Genomic DNA, 23879 nt, shown 5'->3' with positions numbered 1-23879 from the left:
AAAACTGCCCATAATGTGCCACGCCAAAATTACTCGCTAATCACTAATTCTCCTCATTCCGCCTTACTCAACTCATATTTTTGCCGGTGTGTCTGATAAATTGCCTCTAATTTATCTAAAGAATGCTCTGGCTGACCGTAACCGGCCCCCTCAATATGTACCCAAATTGCTGAAACTTTTTTGAGGGCTTTTTGAATATTTCCCGCCTTTATATCTTCTACAGCGCCTTCTTCTCGAATCAATTCTAAGGCGGCTAAATCTTGTGATTGCGGGCTAAAATCTGGGAGATTAAGTTTCTTTTGCAAACGGTCAAAAGTCGGTTTTAAAAATTGATATCTTCCCGCCGCACTTGAGCAAAGTCTTCTTCCGTTGGAATAAGCGCATTTTACCTCGTCCGGGTGCCTGCTGTAATCGCTGAAAGTTTCCCCCGCAAAGATTGTGCGATAACCCTCTGGGCCCGACGTTCCTTCGGCTTGAGCAATGGTATCTAAAAAAGCTTTGATATTCGGATTTTTTAATGATTCGTTTTGTGCGTACACTTCGCTAGGTTCCGGAATTGCCGGTGTATTCCAACTTCTTACTAAGGTAAAAACTCTCTGGCTTGGTTGCAATTTGCTTAAGATTAATAGGGGAATTGCTGCCGCTAAAAACCACACTCCTAAAGCTAAAGGCAGGTTAAATTTCCGCTGTGGTTTCTTTTGGATAGGTCTTTTTCTTAACCTAAGTTCCTGCCATTCCGTCGGACTAATATTGATGGGTAAACTGCCGGTTTGGTAGCCAAAAGTCATTAAAGATTTTATGGCAGCAATATTTTTTGCTATTTGGCGATGGGGAATTTTCTGCAAAGTTTGTGAACTCGCAAAAGCTTTGATATCTCCTAAACCGACTTCTGCTAAAGGTTTCTCGATAAACAATTGAAATTGTTTTGCTAATAGCCAGTAAAACCGCCGCTGATGGGGACGCTTTCGGCGCACCCAATTATGAATTAATTCATTGTCAAAATAGCCGACCGTCGCATATCTGCGGGTTTGCTGTTCAATGTACATTCCGTTCTCTCCTCTCCTGTAGACAGGCTTGTCTTACAAACTCGAAAGTAGCGCCGGCTGACCGGTATCCTTTCCTCTCGAATATGTTTGTGTTCAAGCCGATGTTTGCACTCCTGAGCGTTGCTTAAAATCCTTTCTACACAATGATCCCCACGATTTTAGCGCTTTTTGGAACTTTTGGGGAGATTTGCTAAAAAAAAACTAATCTTTTAGGGGGATAAAAGCGTTTTTCAGTTTAGTTTATGGCTTTTTCCCCCGGCGTTTTTTTCTCAAATCCGGCCAGGTTTCCAAACTTTACATCTTACCGTGTGCCATCACTTGTTGCAAATGTTCGCGGATTTCTTGCGCTTGCTTTAAGTCTTGTTGTTGCAGTTTGCGGAATAATTCGGCGCAAGGTTGTGAGCCTGTTTGTTCGGCATCTTGAATATAAGTTTCGTAGGCTTTGGCGGCCTCGGCTTTGTTGTGCAACACGGTGAGTAAATCATACTCCAGGTTGGCAATCGGTTGTGCAGAATCGTTGATAGCCATAAGCTTTTCCTCAAAAGAATTTACAACCTCACTTTGCCCCAATGTCGCGCTCATGTTCATCTATCTAAAAGAAGATAACAACTCCCCTCTGGTGGGGGATTTATTTTGGAGTGGCGCTGGTTTTTGAAAGTTGCTTTCTTAGAGAAACCGGGTTTATATACCTCATTCTTTCTTATTACGAACCGGATTCATCAAAATTTCCAGCCGCGTAAATGCTTGGGAAGATAACAAAGTCAAAGCTAAATAAACTAAGGCCACCATTGCATAAATTTCAAAAGACCGATAATTTTCAGCGACAATTAATTGTCCGCGTCGAAATAACTCTTCAAAACCAATCACTGCAACTAAACTTGTATCTTTCAAAAGGGTTATAAATTCATTTCCTAACGGCGGTAGCATTCGCCGCAATGCTTGGGGAAAAATTACATATCGCAGAGTTTGCACCGGCCCCAATCCTAATGATATTGCCGCTTCGGTTTGTCCTGGTTCAATTGATTGAATACCGGCCCGCACAATTTCTGCAATATAAGCGGCACTATTCAGGCTTAATGCTAATACCGCCGCCGGCAATCTTTCAAAGCTGAAAGTAATTCCAAACTCTTGAATTAAAGCCGGTAAGCCAAAATAAATCATAAAAATTTGCACCAGTAACGGTGTCCCCCGGAAAAAATCAATATAGACTCGCGCCAATATCCTTAATGGCCGCGAAGATGACAAACGCAAAATCCCAATTAAACAGCCGAAAATCATTCCTAAAAAAACCGAAAAAGCTGTGATTTGCAAGGTAATTAAAGCTCCTTGCAATAAGGGTGGAAGCGATGATAAAAACACACTAAAAAATGTGCCTTTTTTTGCTTGAGATTCCGCCAAAGCTAAAGAAACCGGCAAGTCAGGCGGTTGGCTATTAAACCATTTTTGATAAATTTGCGAATAAGTGCCGGTTTCCAACACTTTCGTTAAGCCTTGATTGATGCGGCTGAGGTTGGGGGAGTTTTTGGCAGTGGCGATGCCATAATATTCCTCTGTCAACAATTGACTGACAACTTTAATGCCTTTGAGATTGCCGGTTTTTATCGCATAAAGTGTCACCGGCCCATCATTAATTACCGCCTCTACATTGCCATTTACTAACTCTTGCAAAGCCAGAGGCGCTGAGTCAAACGTGCGAATTTTTGCCCCAGTGATAGTTTTGGCTGTTTCCGCGCCGGTGGTGCCAATTTGTACGGCAATAAGTTTATTCTTTAAACTCTCTAAACTTGTAATTTTATTATTGTTGTTGCGGACGGCAATCGCCAAACCGGCTTTAAAATAAGGGCGAGAAAAAGATATCGTATTTAGCCGTTCTTTGCTAATCGTAATCGCACTAATTGCCGCATCAACCGTGCCGGCTTGCAAAGCAGGAATAATCCCATCAAAAGGCAAACTTTGAAACTTTACTCCAAATTTCCCCGCTTTGCCAATTTCTTGCATTAAATCAATATCAAAGCCTTGTAATTCGCCGCCGGCAGATTGAAACTCAAAAGGCGGAAAAGCCGGTTCTGTTGCCACCGTAACAATTTCGGAAAGTTTCGCCGCCGAATTCAGCGAAAAAGTGCAGCCGGTGAGCATTAAGCAAGCAAAAAATATTGCCAAAACCCGCGCCACTTGACGACCTGCTATAATCAAACTTAATTTTCTCATGTTTAACTCCTGCAAATAAACGCAATTCCAATGTCTAATGATCCTCTTATCGTTTTTGATAGTTTAGAAAAAAACTACGGTTCCCTAAAAGTTTTGCAAGGCATCACCGGCAGTATCAACAAAGGTGAAGTTGTCGCGGTGATTGGTTCCTCTGGATGTGGCAAAAGTACCCTCCTGCGTTGTTTTAATTGCCTAGAAACTATTGATGGGGGTTATCTTTCCGTTGCCGGTGTCGATTTATCCCACTCAAAGCTTAATCTTACTCGACTACGCCAACTCCGCACACGAGTAGGGATGGTGTTTCAACAATTTAATTTATTCCCTCACTTGACTGTTTTAGAAAATTTAATTTTAGCGCCTCAAAAAGTGCAAAATAAATCGCGTCACGAAAGCGTCCAGCAAGCGAGAGTTTATTTAGAAAAAGTGGGATTGTCAGAAAAAGCTAATTTTTATCCTGAACAACTTTCAGGCGGCCAAAAACAACGAGTTGCTATTGCTCGCAGTTTATGCGTCAATCCAAATATTATGTTATTTGATGAACCAACCAGTGCTCTCGATCCTGAATTGGTGGGGGAAGTTTTACGAGTTATGCAGCAATTAGCAGAAGATGGGATGACGATGGTGGTTGTTACCCATGAAATGCAATTTGCCCGCGAGGTTGCTGACAGAGTAATTTTTTTACATCAAGGGAAAATCGAAGAAGAAGGGCCGGCGCGGGAGGTTTTAAATCATCCTGAAAGTGACCGTTTAAGGATGTTTTTAAGCCGGTTTCGGGCTGCGTAAGGGGGGATTTTTTTGGGGTTTAGGCTGGCGAGGATTTAAGATTTTTTAACCGCAGATGAACGCAGATGAACGCAGATGGTTTTTCTGCTTTTTTCTGGGTTTGGGATGTTTTTTTATGAAGTTTGATGTTATAGTTGTTTAGGTTGAGTTTGAATTTAAAACAATCTACTCGTAACTATGTTGTCAGCTAAATTTTTCAACAGAATTGCATTTTTTGTAGTGATTACCGGCTCTTTTTTTGTTTCAAATTTACAAAGCGCCGGTGCGGAAGAGGCCGAAACTTATCAACCTGTGCCGGTGGCTGAATGTGGTAAAATGCGTCAAGAAATGAATCAGGTTTTGAAAGTGCGTGTCTTGGGAAATGTTGCGCCTTTTAATGATACACGCACCGGCGAAAAAGGCACGGGTTGTTTGCTCATTACCGCCGGCACCGGCCAAAATTTTCAAAGCATCAATCAAGTGGCAAAAGATTTAGAAACAATGTTAACAGATCAAGGCTGGCAACCCGATAATAATTATGCGGCAGATAGCCCCACCGGCAAACAGCGGGGTTTTCGCAAAGGCAACAATTTGGCTTTATTGAAAGTAGAAACAAATCCTTCTGAAAATGCCAAATGTCCAGAGAATCAACCGATTTCTGCGTGTCAGGTAGCGCCGGAACAAATGGTTTATGACATTTCTTTGAATATTGCCACGCACTCGGCATCAAAATAATTAAAGTACCCGCTGTCAGTATCAATATTTTTATGCCAACAGCAAAACTTTAACCTTCCCCAACTGCAAAAGCAAATCCCGAAACCAACCCCAACAATTTCAGCAGAAACAAAAATATAATCCGCACAACAAACAACCTCAACAACCAAAGATTATCATGCCACCGGCAGAGATAACTCGCCTCTATAACCCCCCCAAAGAAAGAGGAAACAGCCTACATTTACTCATTACAATCATCCCTGGTTAACAAAACAAATGGAGTGCATTTTATGGAACAAAAACACATGGAAGACGTGCCCTCAGACTTGCAGGGCAAACTATTAGATGGTTCCGAAAACATCTACAAAGCCGCCTTTAGCAGCGCTCGCAGAGACGGTTTAGATGAAGACGGCGCCCGCTCCGTTGCGTGGAACACCGTATCCTACGCCTACGCTCAAGGAGAAGATGGCTGCTGGCACCGCAAACCAGATGTCAGCAACATTTCGCATAAATCTGTACAGTCTGGCGGAAATTAATATTTCATTTCTCAGAAACCCGGTTTTGACAAAAAGCTGGGTTTCTCCTATCATGTTTATTTTTTTCCAACTAACAAATAAGTCATCATTTCTCCCTTGCCTTTTACATAAATAAAACCCCGTTCTTCAACCTCATATTCATCGCGCAACAATTCATAAGTAGAAGGGCTAATCTGAATTCTGCCAATAACTCCTTGAGACTCCATCCGTGAAGCTGTATTCACTGCATCTCCCCACAAATCATAAATGAATTTTTTAGTGCCAATTACTCCTGCCACAACCGGGCCGGTGTTTATGCCAATTCTGATTTTTAAATCAGTGTTTTCTTGAGCATTGAATTCTTCAATCGCATGAAGCATTTCAAATGCCATTTCGGCAATTGCTTGAGCGTGATCTAATTTGGCAATTGGCAAACCGCCAGCCACCATATAACTATCGCCCATTGTCTTAATTTTTTCCAAGCCATAGCGTTCGCTCAACATATCAAAAACGGAAAATATTTTGTTAAGATAAAGCACCACTTCTGTGGCCGTAAGATTACTGCAAAAAGGCGTAAAATTTACCAAATCAGCAAATAAAATTGTTACTTCTTCAAAACGTTCTGCAATCAGTCCTGGTTCCTGTTTTAAGCGTTGGGCAATGGGTTTAGGTAAAATATTTAAAAGTAAATTATCGGTTTTTGTCTTTTCAGAAAGTAGGGCTTTTTCTAAACGTTTCCTTTTAGTAATATCGTGAAAAAAAATCGAAATTCCATCTAAGGAGGGGAAGGCCCGAACTTCAAACCAGCGTTTTAATGGCTCATAGTATTCTTCAAATGTAACCCCCATTTGTTTAGAAACCGCTTTATAGTATTGATGATAAAAAGTGGAATTAACCATAGCGGGAAACTCCTCCCAAATAACTTTTCCAAACAAAGTTTCTGGTTCGTTTTTCAATATTTCCGCAGCTTGTTGGTTCACATAGGTAAAACGCCAATGACGATCAAGGGCAAAAAAAGCATCGGTAATTCCTTCTACTATGTTAACAATTTGGGCATCCGAAGCTCGCAGTTTTTCTTCTACTTGTTGCTGGCGTAGGAGGGTGCGTTCTAAATTGGCTAAATTCAGCCTTAATTCCATTTGACTGATAACTTGCCGGCCTAATCTTTGCAAAGCTTCTAATTGTTCTGGGGAAAGATTGCGAGGAGTATTATCAATCGTGCAAAGTGATCCAAGAGGGAATCCATCGGGGGTTACTAAAGGAGTGCCGGCATAAAAGCGAATATTGGGATCGGAAGTTACTAATGGGTTGCCGGCAAATCTCTGATCTTGTGTGGCATCAGAAACCACTAAAACCTCATTAGGATTGAGAATTGTGTAAGCACAAAAAGCAAGATCCCTAGGGGTTTCTGTGGCATCAATACCAAGTTTTGATTTAAACCACTGCCGGTTAGCATCCACTAAACTAATTAAAGCCACCGGCGTACCACAAATATACGCCGCTAACGCTGTTAAATCATCAAAAGCTTCTTCTGCCGGTGTGTCTAAGATATTATAGCGTTCAAGCGCTTTTAGGCGGTCGTCTTCATTGGCCGGCACAGGCGGTTTTACAGACTTAGCTTTAACAGATTTGGCTGGACGAAAATATCTTTTAAAAAATAGAGTTTTTATAAAAAAAAATCTTTTGGCTAACAATTTAATTAGCTGGCATTCGCTTACTTTATAACTTTTTCGCATTCTACCGATTTTGCCTCCGAGTCTTTTTTTTACCCTCTTTAATTTAACCAAAAAAAGTAACGGCTAATTTAAGCGTTTTAGCGTAAATTTAACAGCCTATTCGCCTATTTTTTGATGCGCGATTTCATCTAAGCATCCGCTGGATTCTCAGCAATCATCGCCCAAGTTGTATAAGTGCCAATCGGACTCCACAGCATATAAGGAACTAACAAAGCACCGCTGGTAGCGGAAACCGGCCACACCCCAACCGTCAGCAATGCACCGATTAAAATGCCAGTTGCTCCTATCACTGTACCCACTTTTAAACTTCGCAATAAACTCATAATTGCGGTATAGGACATTATGGCAATTTCTAGCAACAAATAAAGGCCCATAAGCAGCCAAGTATAACGTGAGCCAGGGTCTTTTTCCCAGACAAGAACCGCAGACCAAACCCCACAAATAAAAATAAAAGTCCAAATAAAAGGAATCAGCCCTTCAAAGGTCAACCAGCGTGGTCTTTGCAGGCGATAAAACCACCTGCTGCTGTCACGAAAAACCCCATTAATGCCAAAGGCAACCACAAGCGCCACGCCCCCGATTACCATCCATGATTTAATCATTTACCTGACTCCAACTGCTTTACGCTGAATACGTTTATTATCTCAGTAAATCCCTAGAAAAGCCACCCGCCACGCTCAATTTTTCCTAGATGTGTAAAATTCCCCAGAAATGGTTTATACTATTTAGCAATCAGCCAACTAAACTTTTAAATCCAACAATATTGCCATGCCTACTTACGATTATTTCTGTCCGAGCAATAACCAGAAAGTCGAAGTGATGCACAGCATAAATGATAAAATCTCTACCTGGGGGGAGTTGTGCAAACGAGCAAAATGTGAACCCGGAGATACTCCAGAAGCAGCGCCGGTGCAGCGGTTGCTGAGTGTCCCCAGTTTAATCACCCCCACCTCGGATACCGATTACAAAAATCTCGGTTTCCAAAAGCTTGTAAAGCGAGATCAAGGAGTCTATGAAGACGTCACCGCAAAAGAAGGTCAAAGTCGGTTTGTAGACCGGCAGGGTAAACCATTAAACAACCCATAACTGATTTTAAAAAAGCCGGTTTTTTAAAAAAATAACCGGCTTTCTTGCTATTGATCACCGCGTCATCCGAAGCGAGCGATCTTGAGAACCGAAAGCCAACTTAACACCCAATTCGTTGCAAAAATCGGCCAGTAAAACATGAGTCGTACCGCGTAGAATAATTCCCTGCATAAAAGGCTGAGATGGAAAATCGCGGTCATCTACCGGATTTCCTTCTCGATCTTCGGGCCGGTTCATATAAATATCCACCGTTAAAAAGCCGTTGATAACCGGAGAATCGGCTAAATATTTGGGGATAAAATCTTCGGAGAAAAGGTTGATATAGCGAACACTTCCGCCGCGTACTTTGCCAATTTCAATCTTTAACGGCTTGATTAAATCCAAAAGACGAACATAACAGCGATGATCTGAAAGCAGATAGCCGGTGCAGATTTCTTTATCATTGAAAAAAACTTTGCATTCACTAGAAGCCGGTGTACGTTCAATGCGCGTAATTTCTGGATCTGCGGTTTCTTCCATAAATTCTCGAATGCGCCGGCGCAAAATATCGCCACCAACTCCACCTTGATCCGAGGCTTTTATTTGCCACCAATCCCAACGATCTGCCACCCCTCCTGGCCAGCCATCATGCCAGCGCTGCGGCCCATAATTATCATGGGGTAAACCCCGCCGGCGAGCCACTTCTAAAGAAACCCCACTTCCTCGCCGCGCCAATTCCTGAGAAAAATCTCGATTAGCAGCAGCTTCCGCATGAGTAAGGACACGGGTAACATTTATATCTGTGGGTTTCCAGCCGAGATTTTTAGCAAGCGTAGCAGCTTCTTTGCACATAGCGGTGATTTGAGCCTCGGTGGGAGGGAAGTCTTGCCAAGCCGTTCCCCCCATACAAGAACAGCAGATACTTACCGAGTTTGAATTGCGAGCATAGGTGTGAGTTTTGAGGGTTTGATCGTAGCCGGTGAGGCGTCGAACTTTGCCGTTTCCCAGAATAATTGTGTGGTAATAGCCAGGTACACACCAATTATAGTTAGTGCCGGTCCAGTGGAGATAGATTTTGTTAATTGTTTGACTCATATTAGTCAGAAGGGTTTATGCTACCCAAAAAGTTTTAAAGCACTCAAAGCTGATCATATATAACCTTACAGCAAAGGTAGTTAAACTACATAGGCTAACCCTTAGTTACTCCGCGTTTAACTCAACTTTCGTAGCTTGGGTTGAGCAAAGAGAAATTCAACAAACCCCCATAAAAAAAATTTAAAATTTTTGCATTAATAAGTAGAAAACCCCTAGACATTTGCCCACCGGCATGATATGATAAAATTGATGAGGAAGAACTATCTTCAAATGTAAAGATTTGTAACAGTCGTCAACCCCAAAGCACATCGGCTATAGTTGCGAAAGACTCGAAAAAGCAACCATAACCATGTCAATCAAAAAAATTCTCTCCTACGTCCTCTTAATATTCGTCCCCATATCCATCGCCGCCGAATATTTACACTGGGGAACGATGCCGGTTTTCATCACCTCAGCATTAGCCATAGTCCCCCTAGCCATTTGGCTAAGCACAGCAACCGAAGAAGTTGCCTTAACAACCGGCCCCTCAATTGGAGGATTATTAAACGCCGTATTTGGCAACGCCACCGAATTAATTATAGCAGTCGTTGCCCTAAAAGCCGGCCTTGTTGATATTGTCAAAGCCAGCATCACCGGCACCATCATCAGCAACATTTTATTAGTCATGGGACTGTCGATGTTTTTAGGAGGATTGCGGTATAAAGAGCAAGAATTCCAGCCGGTTATTGCCCGTGTAAACGGTTCCACAATGACCTTAGCAGTAACAGCAATATTGTTACCAACCACCGTAATTTATACCTCCAACGGTGTCGAACCATCCGCGATAGAAAACCTCTCACTTACCGCCGCCGTCGTTTTGATCATCGTCTATGTACTCACCCTGATTTTTTCCTTAAAAACCCACAGCTATCTTTACGATGTTAGCGTGGTTGAACTCGAAGAAGGAACCGCCGAAAAAGAAACCCCCGAACACAAACCGAATTTGTGGTTATGGTTGGGAGTTTTGGTAATATCAACCGTAGCGGTAGCGATAGAATCAGAGATTTTTGTGGGAGTTGTAGAAGAAGCAACCAAAGGATTAGGGTTAACACCATTATTCACCGGCGTAATACTTTTACCCCTCGTTGGTGGCGCCGCAGAATACGTTACAGCCATCGGAGTTGCACTGAAAAATAATATGGATTTATCCGTTTCTGTAGCGATGGGTTCAAGTTTGTTAGTAGCCTTATTGGTGGCGCCGGTTTTGGTGTTATTAGGGTTAGTGTTTCATCAACCAATGGACTTAAATTTTAACCCCTTTGAAGTCGTGGCGGTGGCGATAGCAGTGGCGCTAGGAAATTTGATTAGCTTAGATGGAAAGTCTAACTGGTTGGAGGGTAGTTTGTTGTTAGCAACTTATGTAATTTTAGGGGCTGCTTTTTATTTCCATCCGGCGTAAAATTTAACCGCAGATGTTAGGCGTAGCCGCGCGTAGCGCTACGCAGATGAACGCGGATAGGTTATCTGTGTTCATCTGCGTTTATTTATGAATGATTTTGCAGCCAAGTTTGTAAATCATCCACAGTTGAGAAATCTAGCAAAGTCACAGCTAAATCTTCTAAGTTGATCAGAGTTAACTGATTCACAGATTCTTCTAATTCAGGACTTAATAAACCGACGCGGCGTTGAAGTTGGCGCTGAACTAAATTTAACGCTTCTTGTCGCCGGCCTAGCTGCATTCCTCTTTCAATTCCTGTTTCCATCCAACTTGTGACTATTTCCATAACTTCCTCCTGTTCTGGTGGTAAAATTGTCCTCAATTGCTCCTGAAATACGGCTTCCTCTTCAGGATTTAACCGCAAATAAATGTCAATAAATCCAGAAATTAACTGCTTACGCGCCTCGTCAATTTCTAACTGAGTTAGCATCCGCAAACATTCTAACTTAACCGTAGGCCGGTCTGCCAGATCCATCTGCATTTTTGCCATCAAAGCACACACAATTGGATTCCGCACATTGACAAAATCGCGCCAAGAAAGCCGGTTTAATTGCAGAGTTTCATAATTAAAAGTATTGACCTCTTTACCGCGAAATTTCACCTGATAAAGGCTCGGATAAGGACGCTTTGGCCGGTCAAAAGAAAAAACAGCAATCGGAAAAACCGGCATCTCATACTTCTCATGCAATCGAGAAAAATACACAAACATCCGTCGCGGAAAAGTTAACTGACTTTCTGACTGATGTTCTACATGAATAATCAAACTGCTTTCTTCATTCTTAACCTTAGCCTGAACAATCAGATCCGCCTCATATTTCTTCCCCGAAGTTACATCCGTAAACACCTCCTTATCAAGAAACATCCAAGAATCCGACTCTATCGCCTCCCAAACCTGCGGAAAAAACACCTGCAAAAACTCCGCAAAAAACGTAGAAAGCAACTCCTTAAATAAACGGTCGTGATCAATCATTGTTACACGATTGGTGATAAGATAATTAATAAAATCCTAACACCATAACCCCTCCTGTTTTATTTGCCTTTATCTGCGGCTTTTAAATAACTTATTAGTCCGAATTCTTCGCAACATTAACCGGCCATCTTTCACCCACTTTTTCCAACCAAAAAGCCAAGAAAAATCATGCAGTAGCGTATAAAAACAAGGAATAATAAACAAAGTCAAAATTGTTGCAACAGACATCCCAGCAAACACCACCACACCCAAAGGTTGCAAAAATTCTGAACCCTCCCCAATACCCAAAGCCAAAGGAAATAAACCCAAAACAGTAGTAATTGTTGTCATCATAATCGGACGCAAACGTTGCGGCGCAGCTTTAAGCATCGCCGTCTCATAATCAACACCATCTCGCTCTTGAATTTGGTTAGCAAACTCAACCAAAATAATCCCAATATTCACTACAATTCCCACCAACAAAACCGCCCCCACCAACACTGTAGCCCCAATCGCAGTTTGCGTAATATAAAGGCCAAAAATACCCCCCGCCAACGCCAAAGGAACCGTAAACATAATTACCAGCGGATCTAGCAAAGAATTGTATTGAACAGCCATCACAACAAATACCAAAAATGCTGATAATCCGCCTAGCAATTTTAACGAATTTTGAAGCTGTAAATTAGTCTCCTTAGCAGAACTTGGGAGCACAGTTACTCCTTCTGGTAACTCTACACCGGCCACAACTGAATCTACCTCCTTAAACGCATCACTTAAACTCACACCTTCAGTTAAACTACCCGCAATCAAAAACACCTGACGTTGGTTAATCCGCTGAATTTCTCCCGGTGCTTGTCCTTCTTCAATTTTCGCCACATCTCCCAAACGAACTTGACGATTATTATTAGCAAACAAAGGTAAATTTTGCAGTTGACTAGGCCGGTTTAATGACTCCTCACTTAACTGAACTCGCACATCTACCAAACGCTCACCCCGTTGCAATTGAGTAGCAATAGAACCCTCAATTGCTGTTTGAATTGTCTGGCCAATATCTCGCGTAGTTAAACCCATTTCTTGCACCCGCAACCAATCAGGGCGAATTTGAATTTCTGGTTGCCGATCATCCGCATCTGGTCTAAATCTTGCCGTTTTTACATTCTCATCTAAAGCCGCTAAAATTTGTCTTCCCGCTTGTCTTAATTTTTGCTCATCATTGCCTTGCAAAATAATATCCACATCCGCACCCCGTACCGGCGAATTTGTTAAAATAATCCCCCGAACTTGACCCGGAGAAAGTCGCAAACGAATCCCCGCTAAATTCAACTTTTCCAATTCCGTTGTTACCCGTTTCACAAAAGCTTCAACATCACTACCGGGTTTTAGCGTAATCGTACTAGAGGCGCGCAAAGGATTCGCCGTTGTATTACTACCAAAAAGAGAGCCTCCAGATGTGGTAAAAATATAATCAGTTTCCGGTTGTTTCAGCAAAATATCATCCACAATTTCCATCACTTTTTGATTTGTGCCTAGCGGAGTTCCTGGCGGAAATTGAGCAGAAAGTGAAGCTTGGCCGGTGTCAATTCGCGGTAAAATTTCTTGGGGAATTTGACCGGCCATCCACCCACTCCCCCCACCCAATAACAAAAAAGCCAATCCAATCGCCAAAAAGCGATGACGCAACACCCAACTTAAAGTCCTAATATAACTGCGGGTCGCATCTTCAAAACGATTATTAAATTGTCGCAGCAACCAAAAGTTACTAATGCGACTAGACCACCGAATTGTTAGCAACCTCGACATCAACACCGGCGTCACCGTCAACGCTACCAAAAGAGACGCACCAACGGCAAAACAAATCGTCAAAATTAACTCACTAAATAACAGCGAGAAAAATCCCCCAATCAGCAAAAACGGCACCACAGAAACTAAATTTGCCCCCGTAGAAGCAATCATTGCCGATTCTACTTCTACCGCACTGTTAATAGATTCTTCGATAATTTCCTTTGAATCTGACAGTCTTTTCTTCTGTGCGCCTGGTGTCATGCCGGTGTTTTCGGCAATATTTTCTAAAATCACCACACTGGTATCAATTGCTTGCCCAATTCCCAAAGCAAGGCCGGCTAAACTAAACAAATTTAACGACAAACCAAACACTTTCATCATGCTAATTGCCGCCAAAGTACACAGCGGAATTGTTAACGAAATAACCAATGTTTGCCGCAAAGAACCTAAGAAAAACAACACCGCCACCGCCGCCAGTAAAGCCCCCGTAAGACCCGAATTTGTTACATCCGCCAAGGAATTACGAATAAAGCGAGATTCATCTAAGGTCGGATTTAAAACCATTTCTGATGAAATTAACCCAGAGTCTCGCAATTGTTGAATCCGTTTTTTAACTCCATCTACAACTTGAATCGTATTTGCATCCGGTTGTTTTTGGATGCTGACTTTAACTGCCGGTTCTTTGTTTAACTTCACAAAAACTCTTTGGTTTTCTGTTCCATCAATCACCTCAGCAAAATCAGCTAAAACAACTTTTTTTCCTATTCCATTATTCCCGCCCCCAACTTCAAAAGCTAACTCCTCAATTTCAGCCGCATCTTGAAATTTACCTGCTGTCCGCGTTAAAGCTTCCGAATTTTCTCCCTGAATTCTCCCCCCGGAAATATCTTGATTTCGCACCCTGATCGCATCTAAAACTCTCGTTAAATTTATCCCTTGTGACTGCAAGCGTTTGAGATCAATATTCACTTGCACTTCCTCTCTGACACCCCCCGCTACATCCACATTTGCTACGCCTGGTACTACCCCCAATTCTCTCCCTAATTCTTCTTCCGCAAAAATCCTTAACTCTGAATCATTTAAAGACGCAGATTGCAAAGCAAATTCATAAACCGGCAACTGCGAAGGGTCAATTTTAAACAGTCTTGGTTCTTCAATAATATCTGGCAAATTACTCCGCGCACGGTTAAAAGATGCCGTCGCATCATTCAGCGCTTGGTCAATATTTCCCCCAGGCGCAAAAAACAAATCTATACTAATTTGTCCTTCACGAGTTTGCGAAAAAACTTGCACCACTCCTTCTGTAGCGCTGAGTGCTTCTTCTAAGGGTTTTGTTATTTCTTGCACCGCCACTTCTGGGGAAACTCCTGGTGCGTTGATTCTCACTCCAATCCGAGGATAAGTGATAGCAGGAAGTAGGTCTACTTGTAAGTTTAAGAGAAAAAATATCCCTAACACAATTACTGCTAAGGTTAAGGTTAATGTGCCGATATGTTGGCGAATTGAGGTGGCGCTTAGACTGAAGTTTGACATGGTTTTTTTGGTGTATTTAACCGCAGATTAACGCAGATTAACGCAGATTAATGGGATGGGTTTATTATTGGTTTTTGGGTGTTTGTTCGGAGAGGATGCTTAGACGGACTGGATCACCGTCTTTTAAGGGTTTACCGGCTCTGGCTACAAATCTCTCACCGGCTTGCAATCCTGAGATAATTTCTACTTGTTTATTAGCTTTTTCTCCTATTTGAACTTTTCGAGATTCAACGGTGGTTTTTTCGCCTTCTTGTTTAATCACAAAAATCGTTCCTTCTTGAGATTTCTGGCCTTTAGTATTATTAGCATTCTGTGGCGATTTAGCTGAGTTTCCTCTTTCTCTACCTCCTGCTTGCAAGGCAGTTTCTGGAATAATTACACCCTCTTTTTGATTTCCAGAAAAATTGACTCTCGCTAGTAAACCACTACCGATTTTTCCACCCCGATTAGAAATCGTAATTTCCACCGGCACCAATCTTGCCACAGGATCAGCCGCCGGCGAAATTTGTGTAATTATACCATTAAATTCTTCTTTTGGAAACGCATCTAACACAACTCCCACACTTTGGCCGGTGCGAATATTTGCCAATTCTAACTCTGACACATCAACCACAATTTTAACTTGGCTGAAATCTCCAATTTTTAACAATTCTGTCCCCGGTTGTACCACATTTCCCGCCTCGCTTAAACGTTGTGTTACCACACCCGAAATCGGTGCATTTAAAACAGCATAAGAAAGTCTTTCTTTTGCTTGAGCAATAATCGCCTGTTGCGCCGTCACTCTCCCTTCCACAGCCGCCACCGCTTGCTGTTCCGTATTAATTTGCACCTGTGCCGAGCGTAAAGCTTGCTCAGCCGTTTGCGCTTCATTTCGCTTTTGTTCCGCCGACTGCCGCGAAACGGCACCCTCATTTGCTAGACCTTCCAATCGCGCCGCATCTGCCTGTAATTGTTGCAATTTAAGTGTTGCTTCCTGCACATCTGTCCGCGCCTTACTCACCTCCGTTTCCGCACGAGCCACCTCCGACCGACGAGCCGCAAGTTCCGCCTCTGCTTGCACTACAGCCGCCACTAACAGCGCATCATCCAACCGAGCAATCATTTGTCCCTGTTCTATTGCATCCCCAACATCAACATTTAAACTTAATAATTTTCCCTCAACTTGCGGACGCAACGAAACCTCCCGCACAGGTGCAGTTGTCCCCGTGTATAGCACATCCTCTTGTAGTGTGCCGGTGCGTGCAATTGCCACATCCACCGCCGTTGCAGTGTCAGTTTGGGAACCTTGGCCAGGTTGAGGTTGCGCGTCCGCCGCATCTTTGGGCAGCCACCCACAACCAGCCGACATCATCAAAACACTTGCCAATACTAACCAACCGTAATTTTTTACAGGCATAAGGTTTTTATTTTTAATAATTTAGATTTTATATCTAGCACAAAACCTCTCTCAAAAGGAAGATATTGCTCGCCCTCATTATTCTTTCAAAAAAAAATTATCCCTTTTCTCCCCATTCCCCTCAGCCTAAACCAAAAACCCATAAATTTCAATCACTATCATCTTTATCACAGCGAACATAACGCACCCAAAAAAGATTTTTTAAATTTTTAGTAGCCTCCATAATTTGCAAAGCATCCTCAATCTTATTGTGATCAGTCACATCAGAAAATATTCCCAGACTACCCAAAAACTTGCCCTCCACATCTAAAATTGGAGTCGTCGAAAGGTAAAGCTCCAGCAGAGAACCATCTTTCCTTATTCGTCGCACCGGCACCCCCAAAATCACCTCACCTTTAAACTGCGCCTCAAGTAAATCATTAAAACTCTCTTTTTCCTCTTCAGGAACCCCCGGCAAAGCATTTCCTAAAAGTTCCGTCTCACTCCAACCAAAAACTTTTTCCGCCGCATCATTCCACACCATCACCAACGCCTCACGAGTAATACCAATAATCGGAAAAGGTGAAACTTTAATCAGCGCTTGCAAAATATGACTCGTTTCTTTTAAACCCGCTTCTGCCTGCTTGCGGCGAGTAATATCTCGTGAATTAATCACAATTGCATTAATACTAGAATCATCCAGCAAATTCTTAACTACAGCCTCTAAATAAACCCAATAACCATCCTTGTGCAATTTTCGATACTCCATCATCAGCACATCCCCAGAACTTTCAGAAAGATTTTTCAGATAAAATTCCACCCTCGGCAAATCATCAGGATGCAGCAATTCCCCAAAAACTTTACCAATTCTCTCTTCAGCTTTATATCCTAAAATTTCCTCAATAGCTGGGCTGTGATAACGAATGCGCCTATCCGCTTCTAAAATAGTAACTAAATCTGCCGAATGTTTTAAAAAAGTTTGCAGCCTCGCTTCACTTTTTACTAAAGCTTGATTAGCTTTTTTGTGGAGAGAGTGTTCTTCCTCTAACTGCGCCTCTAACTGAATCATTTCCGCAGTCTTTTGCCGAAGTTTTAATTGTATATTCTGGTTTTTTTGGTCATTTACTATCGTTAAATAACTCCGTATTAGAGCTTGCAATAATTCGCTGAAATTTTCCACCCTACTTTTGAGAAATTGCTGTTGTGCCGGTGGCAGTTGATTAATCTTTTCCTGCAAAGCTTGCCAGTTCTTCAATACGCTATCAATCATAAACAAAAAAATCCCTCCCCCGTTTACTCACCCTTGATTTAGCAAAACAAATTTAAGTAGTTTCTCCAAATCAACACTGATAATATAAGATTTTTTACTTTAAAACAATAATTTTCAATTAAATCAACTTCCCTTTCTATTTCTGGCTTCCAAATCTTTACCCTTACTCCTAGTATAGTCCGCTTCTGACTCGCCCCTAAACCGGCGGCGTTTGTACACTTGATAACCTACAAAGCTTTATTTAGCCATCCGAGAGTTGGCGTCAGGATATCATAATAAATTGCCCTAAAACAACCAATCTAACTCGTGCAAATTATAAAGCCAGCCTCAACAAACAAACCCAGAGTCTGCACCTAGCAAACCCCATCAAGCTTCACCCCACAAGAAAACAGCCAAGCTTATCCTTTTGTATAGCAGCATCCGCCCCTGTGATAGATATCACGAATTAACGCCAAAAAAATCACACCTACAACCCCATCTCAATCACTTTACCTAACCGAGAAATTACCGATATTAGAAAAGCCAACCTTCAATACTCTATAATTCAATGAACACCGAAACCCTCCTCTCCCAACTGAACATTACTCAACTCACCGACAAAATTTTTAACACCCGCCGCATCACCCGCACCGATCAACGCTTACTAATGTTTTTGCTTTCTAGTTGTAGCTTAGGCGAACACGAACAAAACCTCGTCAATCGGATGTATGAAATGTTGCACAAAGGCTTAATCCGAGTCAACGATTGAAAACTTGAGCAATCTTCTTGATAATCTGTATTATCCACCATGCCTAAACCTTTAAAAACGCTTTCCTCCAGGGGATATTTACCCACCTATCCCCAAAATATTATTTAAAAATCCTTTTTATCAAAAAAAATCGTTTAAAAAAAATCACCTATTACCCCCTACAACCTCAACCATCATCGCCTCACAAAAGCGACGGTTCAGACCAAAACTAAAGCAAAGAGAACGCCAAAACCTAAAAGCCTCAACCGGCCCCATATCGCTTAAATGCAGAAAAAAACCGCTCATAAAACCCACTTTGGACAAAAACACCCCCCCAAAGAAAGTATAAGAGAAAAACTTAGCTGAAAATCCCCCAACGAACTGCTATTCTGCTTAAGGTGATTTGTCTAAAACCAGGTAGTGTCGCCTGAAAGCAAGATCGAAAACAAAAACTATGCCAAGCCTTCGATATCTAATAGCAGCCGGTGTGGGTGTCGCCCTTGTCCTGTGCGACATCAAAACCGGTACCAGCCAAACCACAGCCATAAACAGCAAAACCGGCCAACATCCAACCCCTATCTCTAACCAGAGTTCAGAAAAAGCAAACTACACAAACCTCGCACAAACAGTAAGGCAAAATCAACTTCCTGTTAGCTGTGCAGAACTCAGACAGCGCAGAGAAAACCCAGAGCCCCAGACCACCCCTAACTATACAGCCCCCGCCACCCTCCCCGAATACCTAAACCCCAACCCAAACCCCCTACAATTCCCCGTCAAACCCTCCGAAGTCGAAATCATCGGCATCCAACCCATCACCCTCCAACAAGCCATCGAACTCGCACGGAGAAACAACCGCGACCTCCAAGTAGCCGAACTCGAACTCGAACGCAGCCGAGCCCAACTACGAGAAGCCATCGCCGCTGAATACCCCTCCCTCGACCTGGCAGGCGACATCACCCGCAGCGACTCGGCCCAAGCTCAACGTCAAAACGAACTGCAACAACTACTCACCGGCCAAGACGTCCCCGATGAAACCGTCACCCGCAGCCTCAGCGGACAACTCGAACTTAGTTACGACGTTTACACCTCTGGGCGCCGGTCTGCCACCATCCGCACCCGCGAAAGACAAGTTGAGCTAAGCCAACTCGAAGTAGAACGCATCGAAGAACAACTCCGCCTCGATATCTCCAACTCCTACTACGACATTCAAGAAGCCGAACAACAAATACGCATCTCCAGCCAAGCAGTCACCGCATCCCAACAAAGCCTCTGCGACGCCGAAGCCCTCGAAAGAGCCGGCGTAGGAACCCGCTTTGACGTCCTCCAAGCCCAAGTTCAGCTTGCCAACGAACAACAAAACCTCGCCCGCGCCCAACGCGACTTTCAAGTAGCCCAGCGCCAACTCTCCCAACAACTCAGCATCTCCCTTCCCCTCAACATCACCGCCGCCGATCCCGTCGATATCGCCGGCTACTGGAACATCAACCTCGAAGACAGCATCATCGAAGCCTTCAAACGCCGCGCCGAACTCTCCCAGCAACTACTCCAACGCGAAATTAGCGAACAACAGCGCCGTGTCGCCGAAGCCGCCACCCGCCCCCAAGTCAGCGTTTTTGCCAACTACAACATCCTCGAAGTCTTTGGCGATCAAATCGCCGTCACAGACGGTTACTCGCTCGGTGCCCGTTTGCGCTGGAACTTATACGACGGCGGAGCCTCCCAAGCCAGAGCTACCCAAGAAGACAGAAATAGAGATATTGCCGAAACCCGCTTTGCAGACGCTCGCAACCAAGTTCGTTTTCAAGTCGAGCAAGCTTACTATGACTTGCAAACCAATTTTGAAAATATCCAAACCGCCAGCGTTGAAGTTGAACGCGCCAGAGAAGCCCTCCGTCTTGCCCGCTTACGCTTTGGCGCCGGTGTCGGTACCCAAACCGATGTCATCAACTCCGAAACCCAGCTTACCCGTTCCGAAGGCAACCGCATCCGTGCCATCATCGGCTACAACCGCGCCCTCGCCGCCATGCAACGCGCCGTCAGCAACAACCCCGCCGGTAGCGCCAGCAACACTCCCCCCACCCCTCGTTAAATACCCATAGACGGTTCATGGGCAATTGCTCAAAAAACAATGTCCCATTACCCCCAATTAACAAATATTATGAGTAATGGGGATAAGTCCATCGTCATTTGTCAAAAGTCCTTTGTTTTTTCTCCCCACGACTGTACGGGCGGGTTCACCCAGATCCAAGCTACGAAGGTCAGATATTGGTATCCAGCCCGCTACAGAGGACTAATGACGAATTATTAATTTCAAGCATTGCCGCAGGAGAACTGTTTTTATGGGGATGACCCTCACCGAAAAAATTTTAGCCCGTGCCGCCGGCCGGTCTTCTGTTCAGCCAGGGGAAAATATCTGGGTGTCGGTTGATCTTTTAATGACGCACGATGTCTGCGGGCCCGGAACCATCGGCGTTTTTAAACGCGAATTTGGCGCCGATGCTAAGGTCTGGGATAAAGAAAAAATTGTTTTAATTCCCGACCACTATATCTTTACCTCAGACGAACGTGCTAATCGCAACGTCGATATTCTGCGCGAATTTGCAGCAGAACAAAACATTAAATATTTCTACGATATTATCGACCGTGCTAATTTTAAGGCCAATCCAGATTATAAAGGCGTTTGTCACGTTGCTTTGGCTCAAGAAGGTCACACTCGCCCCGGTGAAGTTCTCTTTGGCACCGACTCTCACACCTGCAATGCCGGCGCTTTTGGTCAATTCGCCACCGGCATCGGCAACACGGATGCTGCGTTTATTATGGGCACCGGCAAGCTTTTAGTTAAAGTTCCAGCCACCATGCGTTTTATCCTCGATGGTGAGTTACCCCCCTATCTTTTAGCCAAAGACCTCATCCTCCAAATTATCGGCGATATCTCTGTCAGTGGTGCCAACTACCGGACAATGGAATTTACCGGCACTGCTGTTGATGCGATGTCTATGGAAGAACGCATGACTCTCTGCAATATGGTCATTGAGGCCGGTGGTAAAAATGGTACCATCGCCCCCGACCAAACTACTTTTGATTATGTCCGTGCTCGCACAGATAAGCCTTTTGAGCCGGTTTATACCGATGCTGATGCCAGCTTTTATAGCAGTTGGCATTGTGATGTCTCTAAACTAGAGCCGGTCGTCGCTCAACCCCACTCCCCCGATAACCGCGCCTTAGCACGAGAATGCAAAGATGTCAAGATAGACCGCGTATATATCGGTTCTTGCACCGGCGGCAAAACTTCTGACTTCCTCCACGCTGCCAAAATTCTCAAAGGCAATACAGTCAAAGTACCCACCTATATTGTCCCAGCCACCCAAAAAGTCTATGAAGACTTATTTACCGTCAAACATGAAGGACAAACCCTCTCAGAAATCCTATTAGCAGCCGGTTGTATTGAACCAGCAGCCCCCAGTTGTGCAGCTTGTTTAGGCGGCCCTAAAGACACCTTTGGCCGGTTAAATGAACCCGAAGTTTGTGTCTCCACCACCAACCGCAACTTCCCCGGACGTATGGGCAACAAACAAGCACAAATTTATCTCGCCTCGCCCTACACAGCCGCCGCTTCCGCCCTCACCGGCCACGTCACAGACCCCCGCGAATTCATGTAAATCCTACCAACAATTATTAATTATTAATTGATAGTTAATAATTGATTTGTAGCTGCGGTATGCAAAAACCCGGTTTCTTTACGGAATCGGGTTTTCAAAAACCCCAAACTGAGGCGTTCATCATTATCTGCGTTCATCTTATCTGCGTTCATCTGCGTTTATCTGCGGTTAAAAAACTCCCCCTCAATCTCGCCGCGAAGTATTCTTCCCCAGCTTACCTTCCGGCCAAGAACTACCAATACCTTGAATAATACCACGAGCAACTAAACCCAACCCCCTACCAATCACCTGAGTAAGCAAATAAACAACCCCACTGCCCAAAAAACTTACCGCCGAACGCAAACGAGGAGCAATTGCATCCCGACTTTCCAACACATAAGTCACCACCAAAGGAATACCAGAAAGTTGCCCTAACTCCTCCGTGCGAGGCGCATAAATAGCCAATTTTCTAATCCCACGCTCATCTAAAATAAACAACCAATACCGGCTTTCAAAAATAGCTGTCGGTTCAGTAATATATCTTTCTACCCGATATTTCCAAGATAAATTATTCCGAAACTTCAAAATAGACCGATTAGAAAGCCAGCGCCGGTCAAAAAACTCATGTTTAATTTCTTCGCTTTCCGAAAAATGATTAAGTAACGGTTGAATCACCGCATTAGAGATTTGAATAGCCAGATTTTGTAATAAAAATTCCGCTCTAAATCGAGCTTCGGCACTTTCACCGGCATAAATTTGATTATCAATTTTTAGCGAACTTTTAAAGAGAAAATAAGCAAAAACATTTTCCACATAGGGAATTTTATCAAAAATTTCTGTTTGAACCACACCGGCATCTGCAAGTAAAACCGGCACCACTTCCAGCACCGAGTTACCTAGCAAAACAGTATAGTATTTGCCAAAAAACTCTTTCAGGACTAATTGCCATAAATCTTGCAAAAGAGCGTTCCGTTTTTGCTCAATTTGTGGTAAAGAAACATCAGCTAAACGTAGTTCCTTAATTAAAACTTCAATTTGGCGCAAAGTTATAGACAGTAATTCCCGCTTTTTATGAGTTTGTAAAATATCAATTTCTAAAGGAATATCCGTAAAATTAAACAAGCTAGAATTGAGCTTATAAAAAGTCGATTCAAAAATTTCTGGTTGTAATACAATATCCGTTTCGCTATTTGTAGTCCTCAAATCTGCCTTTGGACGCTCCTGAAAATTTCTAGGTTCCGGGGGTTGAAAAGGCGGGGGAACAAAAGCCGGTGCGTCTTGTTTATCGTTGGCAAACCACTGCTTAAGCAACCATTGAGCCAAGCGTAACTCCCGCTGACGTCCCTGCAAAAAAGCCCGGTCTAAAGGCGACAAAAAAGGGTTATCTAATTGAGTAGAAAGTTCGGCGAGACTGCGTTCAATTTGCCGGCTTCCCGACAAAAAAGTACGATATTTCCAGTTAAACTGCCGGCCTGGCTTTGTTTCGGCGCTCCCAAGAGCCCGACTGGAAGTTGGCATCAAAGGCCAGTAATTTTGCCCTTGTCCAACTAAACGAATGGCATTAATTAATTCTGGGGTGACGGTTCCTTTGGGACAGTAACCTTCAATTCCTAAACGCTGGGCTGCCAAAATTACCGAGCTATCGCTGAGGGAAGTTAGCAACAACACCGGCACCTGAGAAAAAGAAGTTTTTAGCTGTTGGCAAAAGACTAAACCGGCTGTTGAGTCTGGATAAGAATCGGATGTTTGACCTTGAATGGCTAAGTCTAAAATTACCAAATCGACATTGGCAAAGGCACCGGCCAGAAGTTGAAATGCTTCTCTGTTTTTGCCGGTTTCTGCTACTACTTGTAAGTCTGGTTCGCGGTCGCAAATTGTCCGCAAACCGGTACGAAAAATCAAGTCATCATCAATAATGAGTAATTTCAACATTTTTCCAGCCATCAACTCCCCAACTCCAGGGGGGGAAAGGAACGCTTCCTCAACG

20 protein-coding genes are annotated in these 23879 nt (G+C 43.4%); 8 read left to right on the top strand and 12 right to left on the bottom strand.

Annotation, left to right across the window (positions count from 1 at the left end; genetic code table 11):
* Positions 1 to 53: 53 nt before the first annotated feature.
* The 3 genes from NG798_RS21300 to NG798_RS21290 form a co-directional block, all read right to left on the bottom strand.
* Positions 54 to 1046: a glycoside hydrolase family 104 protein gene (locus NG798_RS21300; RefSeq protein ID WP_261225719.1), complete on the bottom strand. Its 993-nt coding sequence runs from the start codon at positions 1044 to 1046 to the stop codon at positions 54 to 56.
* A 294-nt stretch (positions 1047 to 1340) separates the two neighbouring features.
* Entirely contained in the window at positions 1341 to 1574 is a 234-nt protein-coding gene (locus NG798_RS21295; protein ID WP_261225718.1) for a hypothetical protein, read from the bottom strand.
* 162 nt (positions 1575 to 1736) lie between these two features.
* Positions 1737 to 3254 carry an ABC transporter permease subunit gene (locus tag NG798_RS21290; RefSeq protein ID WP_261225717.1) on the bottom strand — a complete coding sequence of 506 codons (1518 nt, stop codon included), beginning with the start codon at positions 3252 to 3254 and terminating at the stop codon, positions 1737 to 1739.
* A 30-nt stretch (positions 3255 to 3284) separates the two neighbouring features.
* Here NG798_RS21290 and NG798_RS21285 point away from each other — a divergent pair, with 30 nt between their 5' ends.
* The 3 genes from NG798_RS21285 to NG798_RS21275 all read left to right on the top strand — a co-directional run bounded on the left by NG798_RS21285 (position 3285) and on the right by NG798_RS21275 (position 5266).
* Complete coding sequence (locus NG798_RS21285) at positions 3285 to 4037, top strand: amino acid ABC transporter ATP-binding protein (RefSeq protein ID WP_261225716.1); 753 nt, start codon at positions 3285 to 3287, stop codon at positions 4035 to 4037.
* A 177-nt stretch (positions 4038 to 4214) separates the two neighbouring features.
* Complete coding sequence (locus NG798_RS21280; protein WP_261225715.1) at positions 4215 to 4751, top strand: hypothetical protein; 537 nt, start codon at positions 4215 to 4217, stop codon at positions 4749 to 4751.
* 269 nt (positions 4752 to 5020) lie between these two features.
* A complete protein-coding gene (locus tag NG798_RS21275) occupies positions 5021 to 5266 on the top strand; it encodes a ChaB family protein (RefSeq protein ID WP_261225714.1) in 246 nt (81 codons plus the stop codon).
* A gap of 56 nt (positions 5267 to 5322) precedes the next feature.
* Here the strand turns inward: NG798_RS21275 and NG798_RS21270 are convergent, their stop codons facing one another.
* Positions 5323 to 6843, bottom strand: a complete 1521-nt coding sequence (locus tag NG798_RS21270) for an adenylate/guanylate cyclase domain-containing protein (protein ID WP_317619619.1) — start codon at positions 6841 to 6843, stop codon at positions 5323 to 5325.
* 266 nt (positions 6844 to 7109) lie between these two features.
* Positions 7110 to 7583, bottom strand: a complete 474-nt coding sequence (locus tag NG798_RS21265; RefSeq protein ID WP_261225712.1) for a TspO/MBR family protein — start codon at positions 7581 to 7583, stop codon at positions 7110 to 7112.
* A 166-nt stretch (positions 7584 to 7749) separates the two neighbouring features.
* Between NG798_RS21265 and NG798_RS21260 the strand changes: the two genes are divergently transcribed.
* Positions 7750 to 8067: a zinc ribbon domain-containing protein gene (locus NG798_RS21260; RefSeq protein ID WP_261225711.1), complete on the top strand. Its 318-nt coding sequence runs from the start codon at positions 7750 to 7752 to the stop codon at positions 8065 to 8067.
* 54 nt (positions 8068 to 8121) lie between these two features.
* On the opposite strand, the gene NG798_RS21255 is transcribed toward NG798_RS21260, so the two are convergent.
* Complete coding sequence (locus NG798_RS21255) at positions 8122 to 9141, bottom strand: N-acetylmuramoyl-L-alanine amidase (RefSeq protein WP_261225710.1); 1020 nt, start codon at positions 9139 to 9141, stop codon at positions 8122 to 8124.
* A 349-nt stretch (positions 9142 to 9490) separates the two neighbouring features.
* Here NG798_RS21255 and cax point away from each other — a divergent pair, with 349 nt between their 5' ends.
* Positions 9491 to 10579 (top strand): calcium/proton exchanger, encoded by a 1089-nt coding sequence (gene cax, locus NG798_RS21250; protein ID WP_261225709.1) that lies wholly within the window; start codon positions 9491 to 9493, stop codon positions 10577 to 10579.
* 85 nt (positions 10580 to 10664) lie between these two features.
* Here the strand turns inward: cax and NG798_RS21245 are convergent, their stop codons facing one another.
* The 4 genes from NG798_RS21245 to NG798_RS21230 form a co-directional block, all read right to left on the bottom strand.
* The gene (locus NG798_RS21245; protein ID WP_261225708.1) at positions 10665 to 11588 is read right to left on the bottom strand and encodes a DUF4351 domain-containing protein; all 924 of its coding nucleotides are present in this window, start codon (positions 11586 to 11588) and stop codon (positions 10665 to 10667) included.
* 69 nt (positions 11589 to 11657) lie between these two features.
* Complete coding sequence (locus tag NG798_RS21240; RefSeq protein WP_261225707.1) at positions 11658 to 14882, bottom strand: efflux RND transporter permease subunit; 3225 nt, start codon at positions 14880 to 14882, stop codon at positions 11658 to 11660.
* A gap of 64 nt (positions 14883 to 14946) precedes the next feature.
* Positions 14947 to 16278, bottom strand: coding sequence for an efflux RND transporter periplasmic adaptor subunit (locus NG798_RS21235; RefSeq protein ID WP_261225706.1), 1332 nt, complete (start codon positions 16276 to 16278; stop codon positions 14947 to 14949).
* Between the two features lie 148 nt (positions 16279 to 16426).
* Positions 16427 to 17527, bottom strand: a complete 1101-nt coding sequence (locus NG798_RS21230) for a PAS domain-containing protein (RefSeq protein WP_261225705.1) — start codon at positions 17525 to 17527, stop codon at positions 16427 to 16429.
* 547 nt (positions 17528 to 18074) lie between these two features.
* Here NG798_RS21230 and NG798_RS21225 point away from each other — a divergent pair.
* From NG798_RS21225 to NG798_RS21215, 3 genes are all read left to right on the top strand, one after another.
* Positions 18075 to 18275, top strand: a complete 201-nt coding sequence (locus NG798_RS21225) for a hypothetical protein (RefSeq protein WP_261225704.1) — start codon at positions 18075 to 18077, stop codon at positions 18273 to 18275.
* Between the two features lie 433 nt (positions 18276 to 18708).
* A complete protein-coding gene (locus NG798_RS21220) occupies positions 18709 to 20343 on the top strand; it encodes a TolC family protein (protein WP_261225703.1) in 1635 nt (544 codons plus the stop codon).
* A gap of 250 nt (positions 20344 to 20593) precedes the next feature.
* Entirely contained in the window at positions 20594 to 21913 is a 1320-nt protein-coding gene (locus NG798_RS21215; protein WP_261225702.1) for a 3-isopropylmalate dehydratase large subunit, read from the top strand.
* 23 nt (positions 21914 to 21936) lie between these two features.
* On the opposite strand, the gene NG798_RS21210 is transcribed toward NG798_RS21215, so the two are convergent.
* Both NG798_RS21210 and NG798_RS21205 read right to left on the bottom strand, forming a co-directional pair.
* Positions 21937 to 22065, bottom strand: coding sequence for a hypothetical protein (locus tag NG798_RS21210; RefSeq protein WP_261225701.1), 129 nt, complete (start codon positions 22063 to 22065; stop codon positions 21937 to 21939).
* Positions 22066 to 22096: 31 nt separating this feature from the next.
* Complete coding sequence (locus tag NG798_RS21205) at positions 22097 to 23824, bottom strand: DUF3685 domain-containing protein (protein ID WP_261225700.1); 1728 nt, start codon at positions 23822 to 23824, stop codon at positions 22097 to 22099.
* Positions 23825 to 23879 lie beyond the last annotated feature (55 nt).

It is taken from the genome of Ancylothrix sp. D3o, from assembly GCF_025370775.1.
Lineage (GTDB): Bacteria > Cyanobacteriota > Cyanobacteriia > Cyanobacteriales > Oscillatoriaceae > Ancylothrix.
The sequence above is the reverse complement of the archived record's forward strand: the minus strand, read 5'-3'. Positions and strand labels throughout refer to the sequence as shown.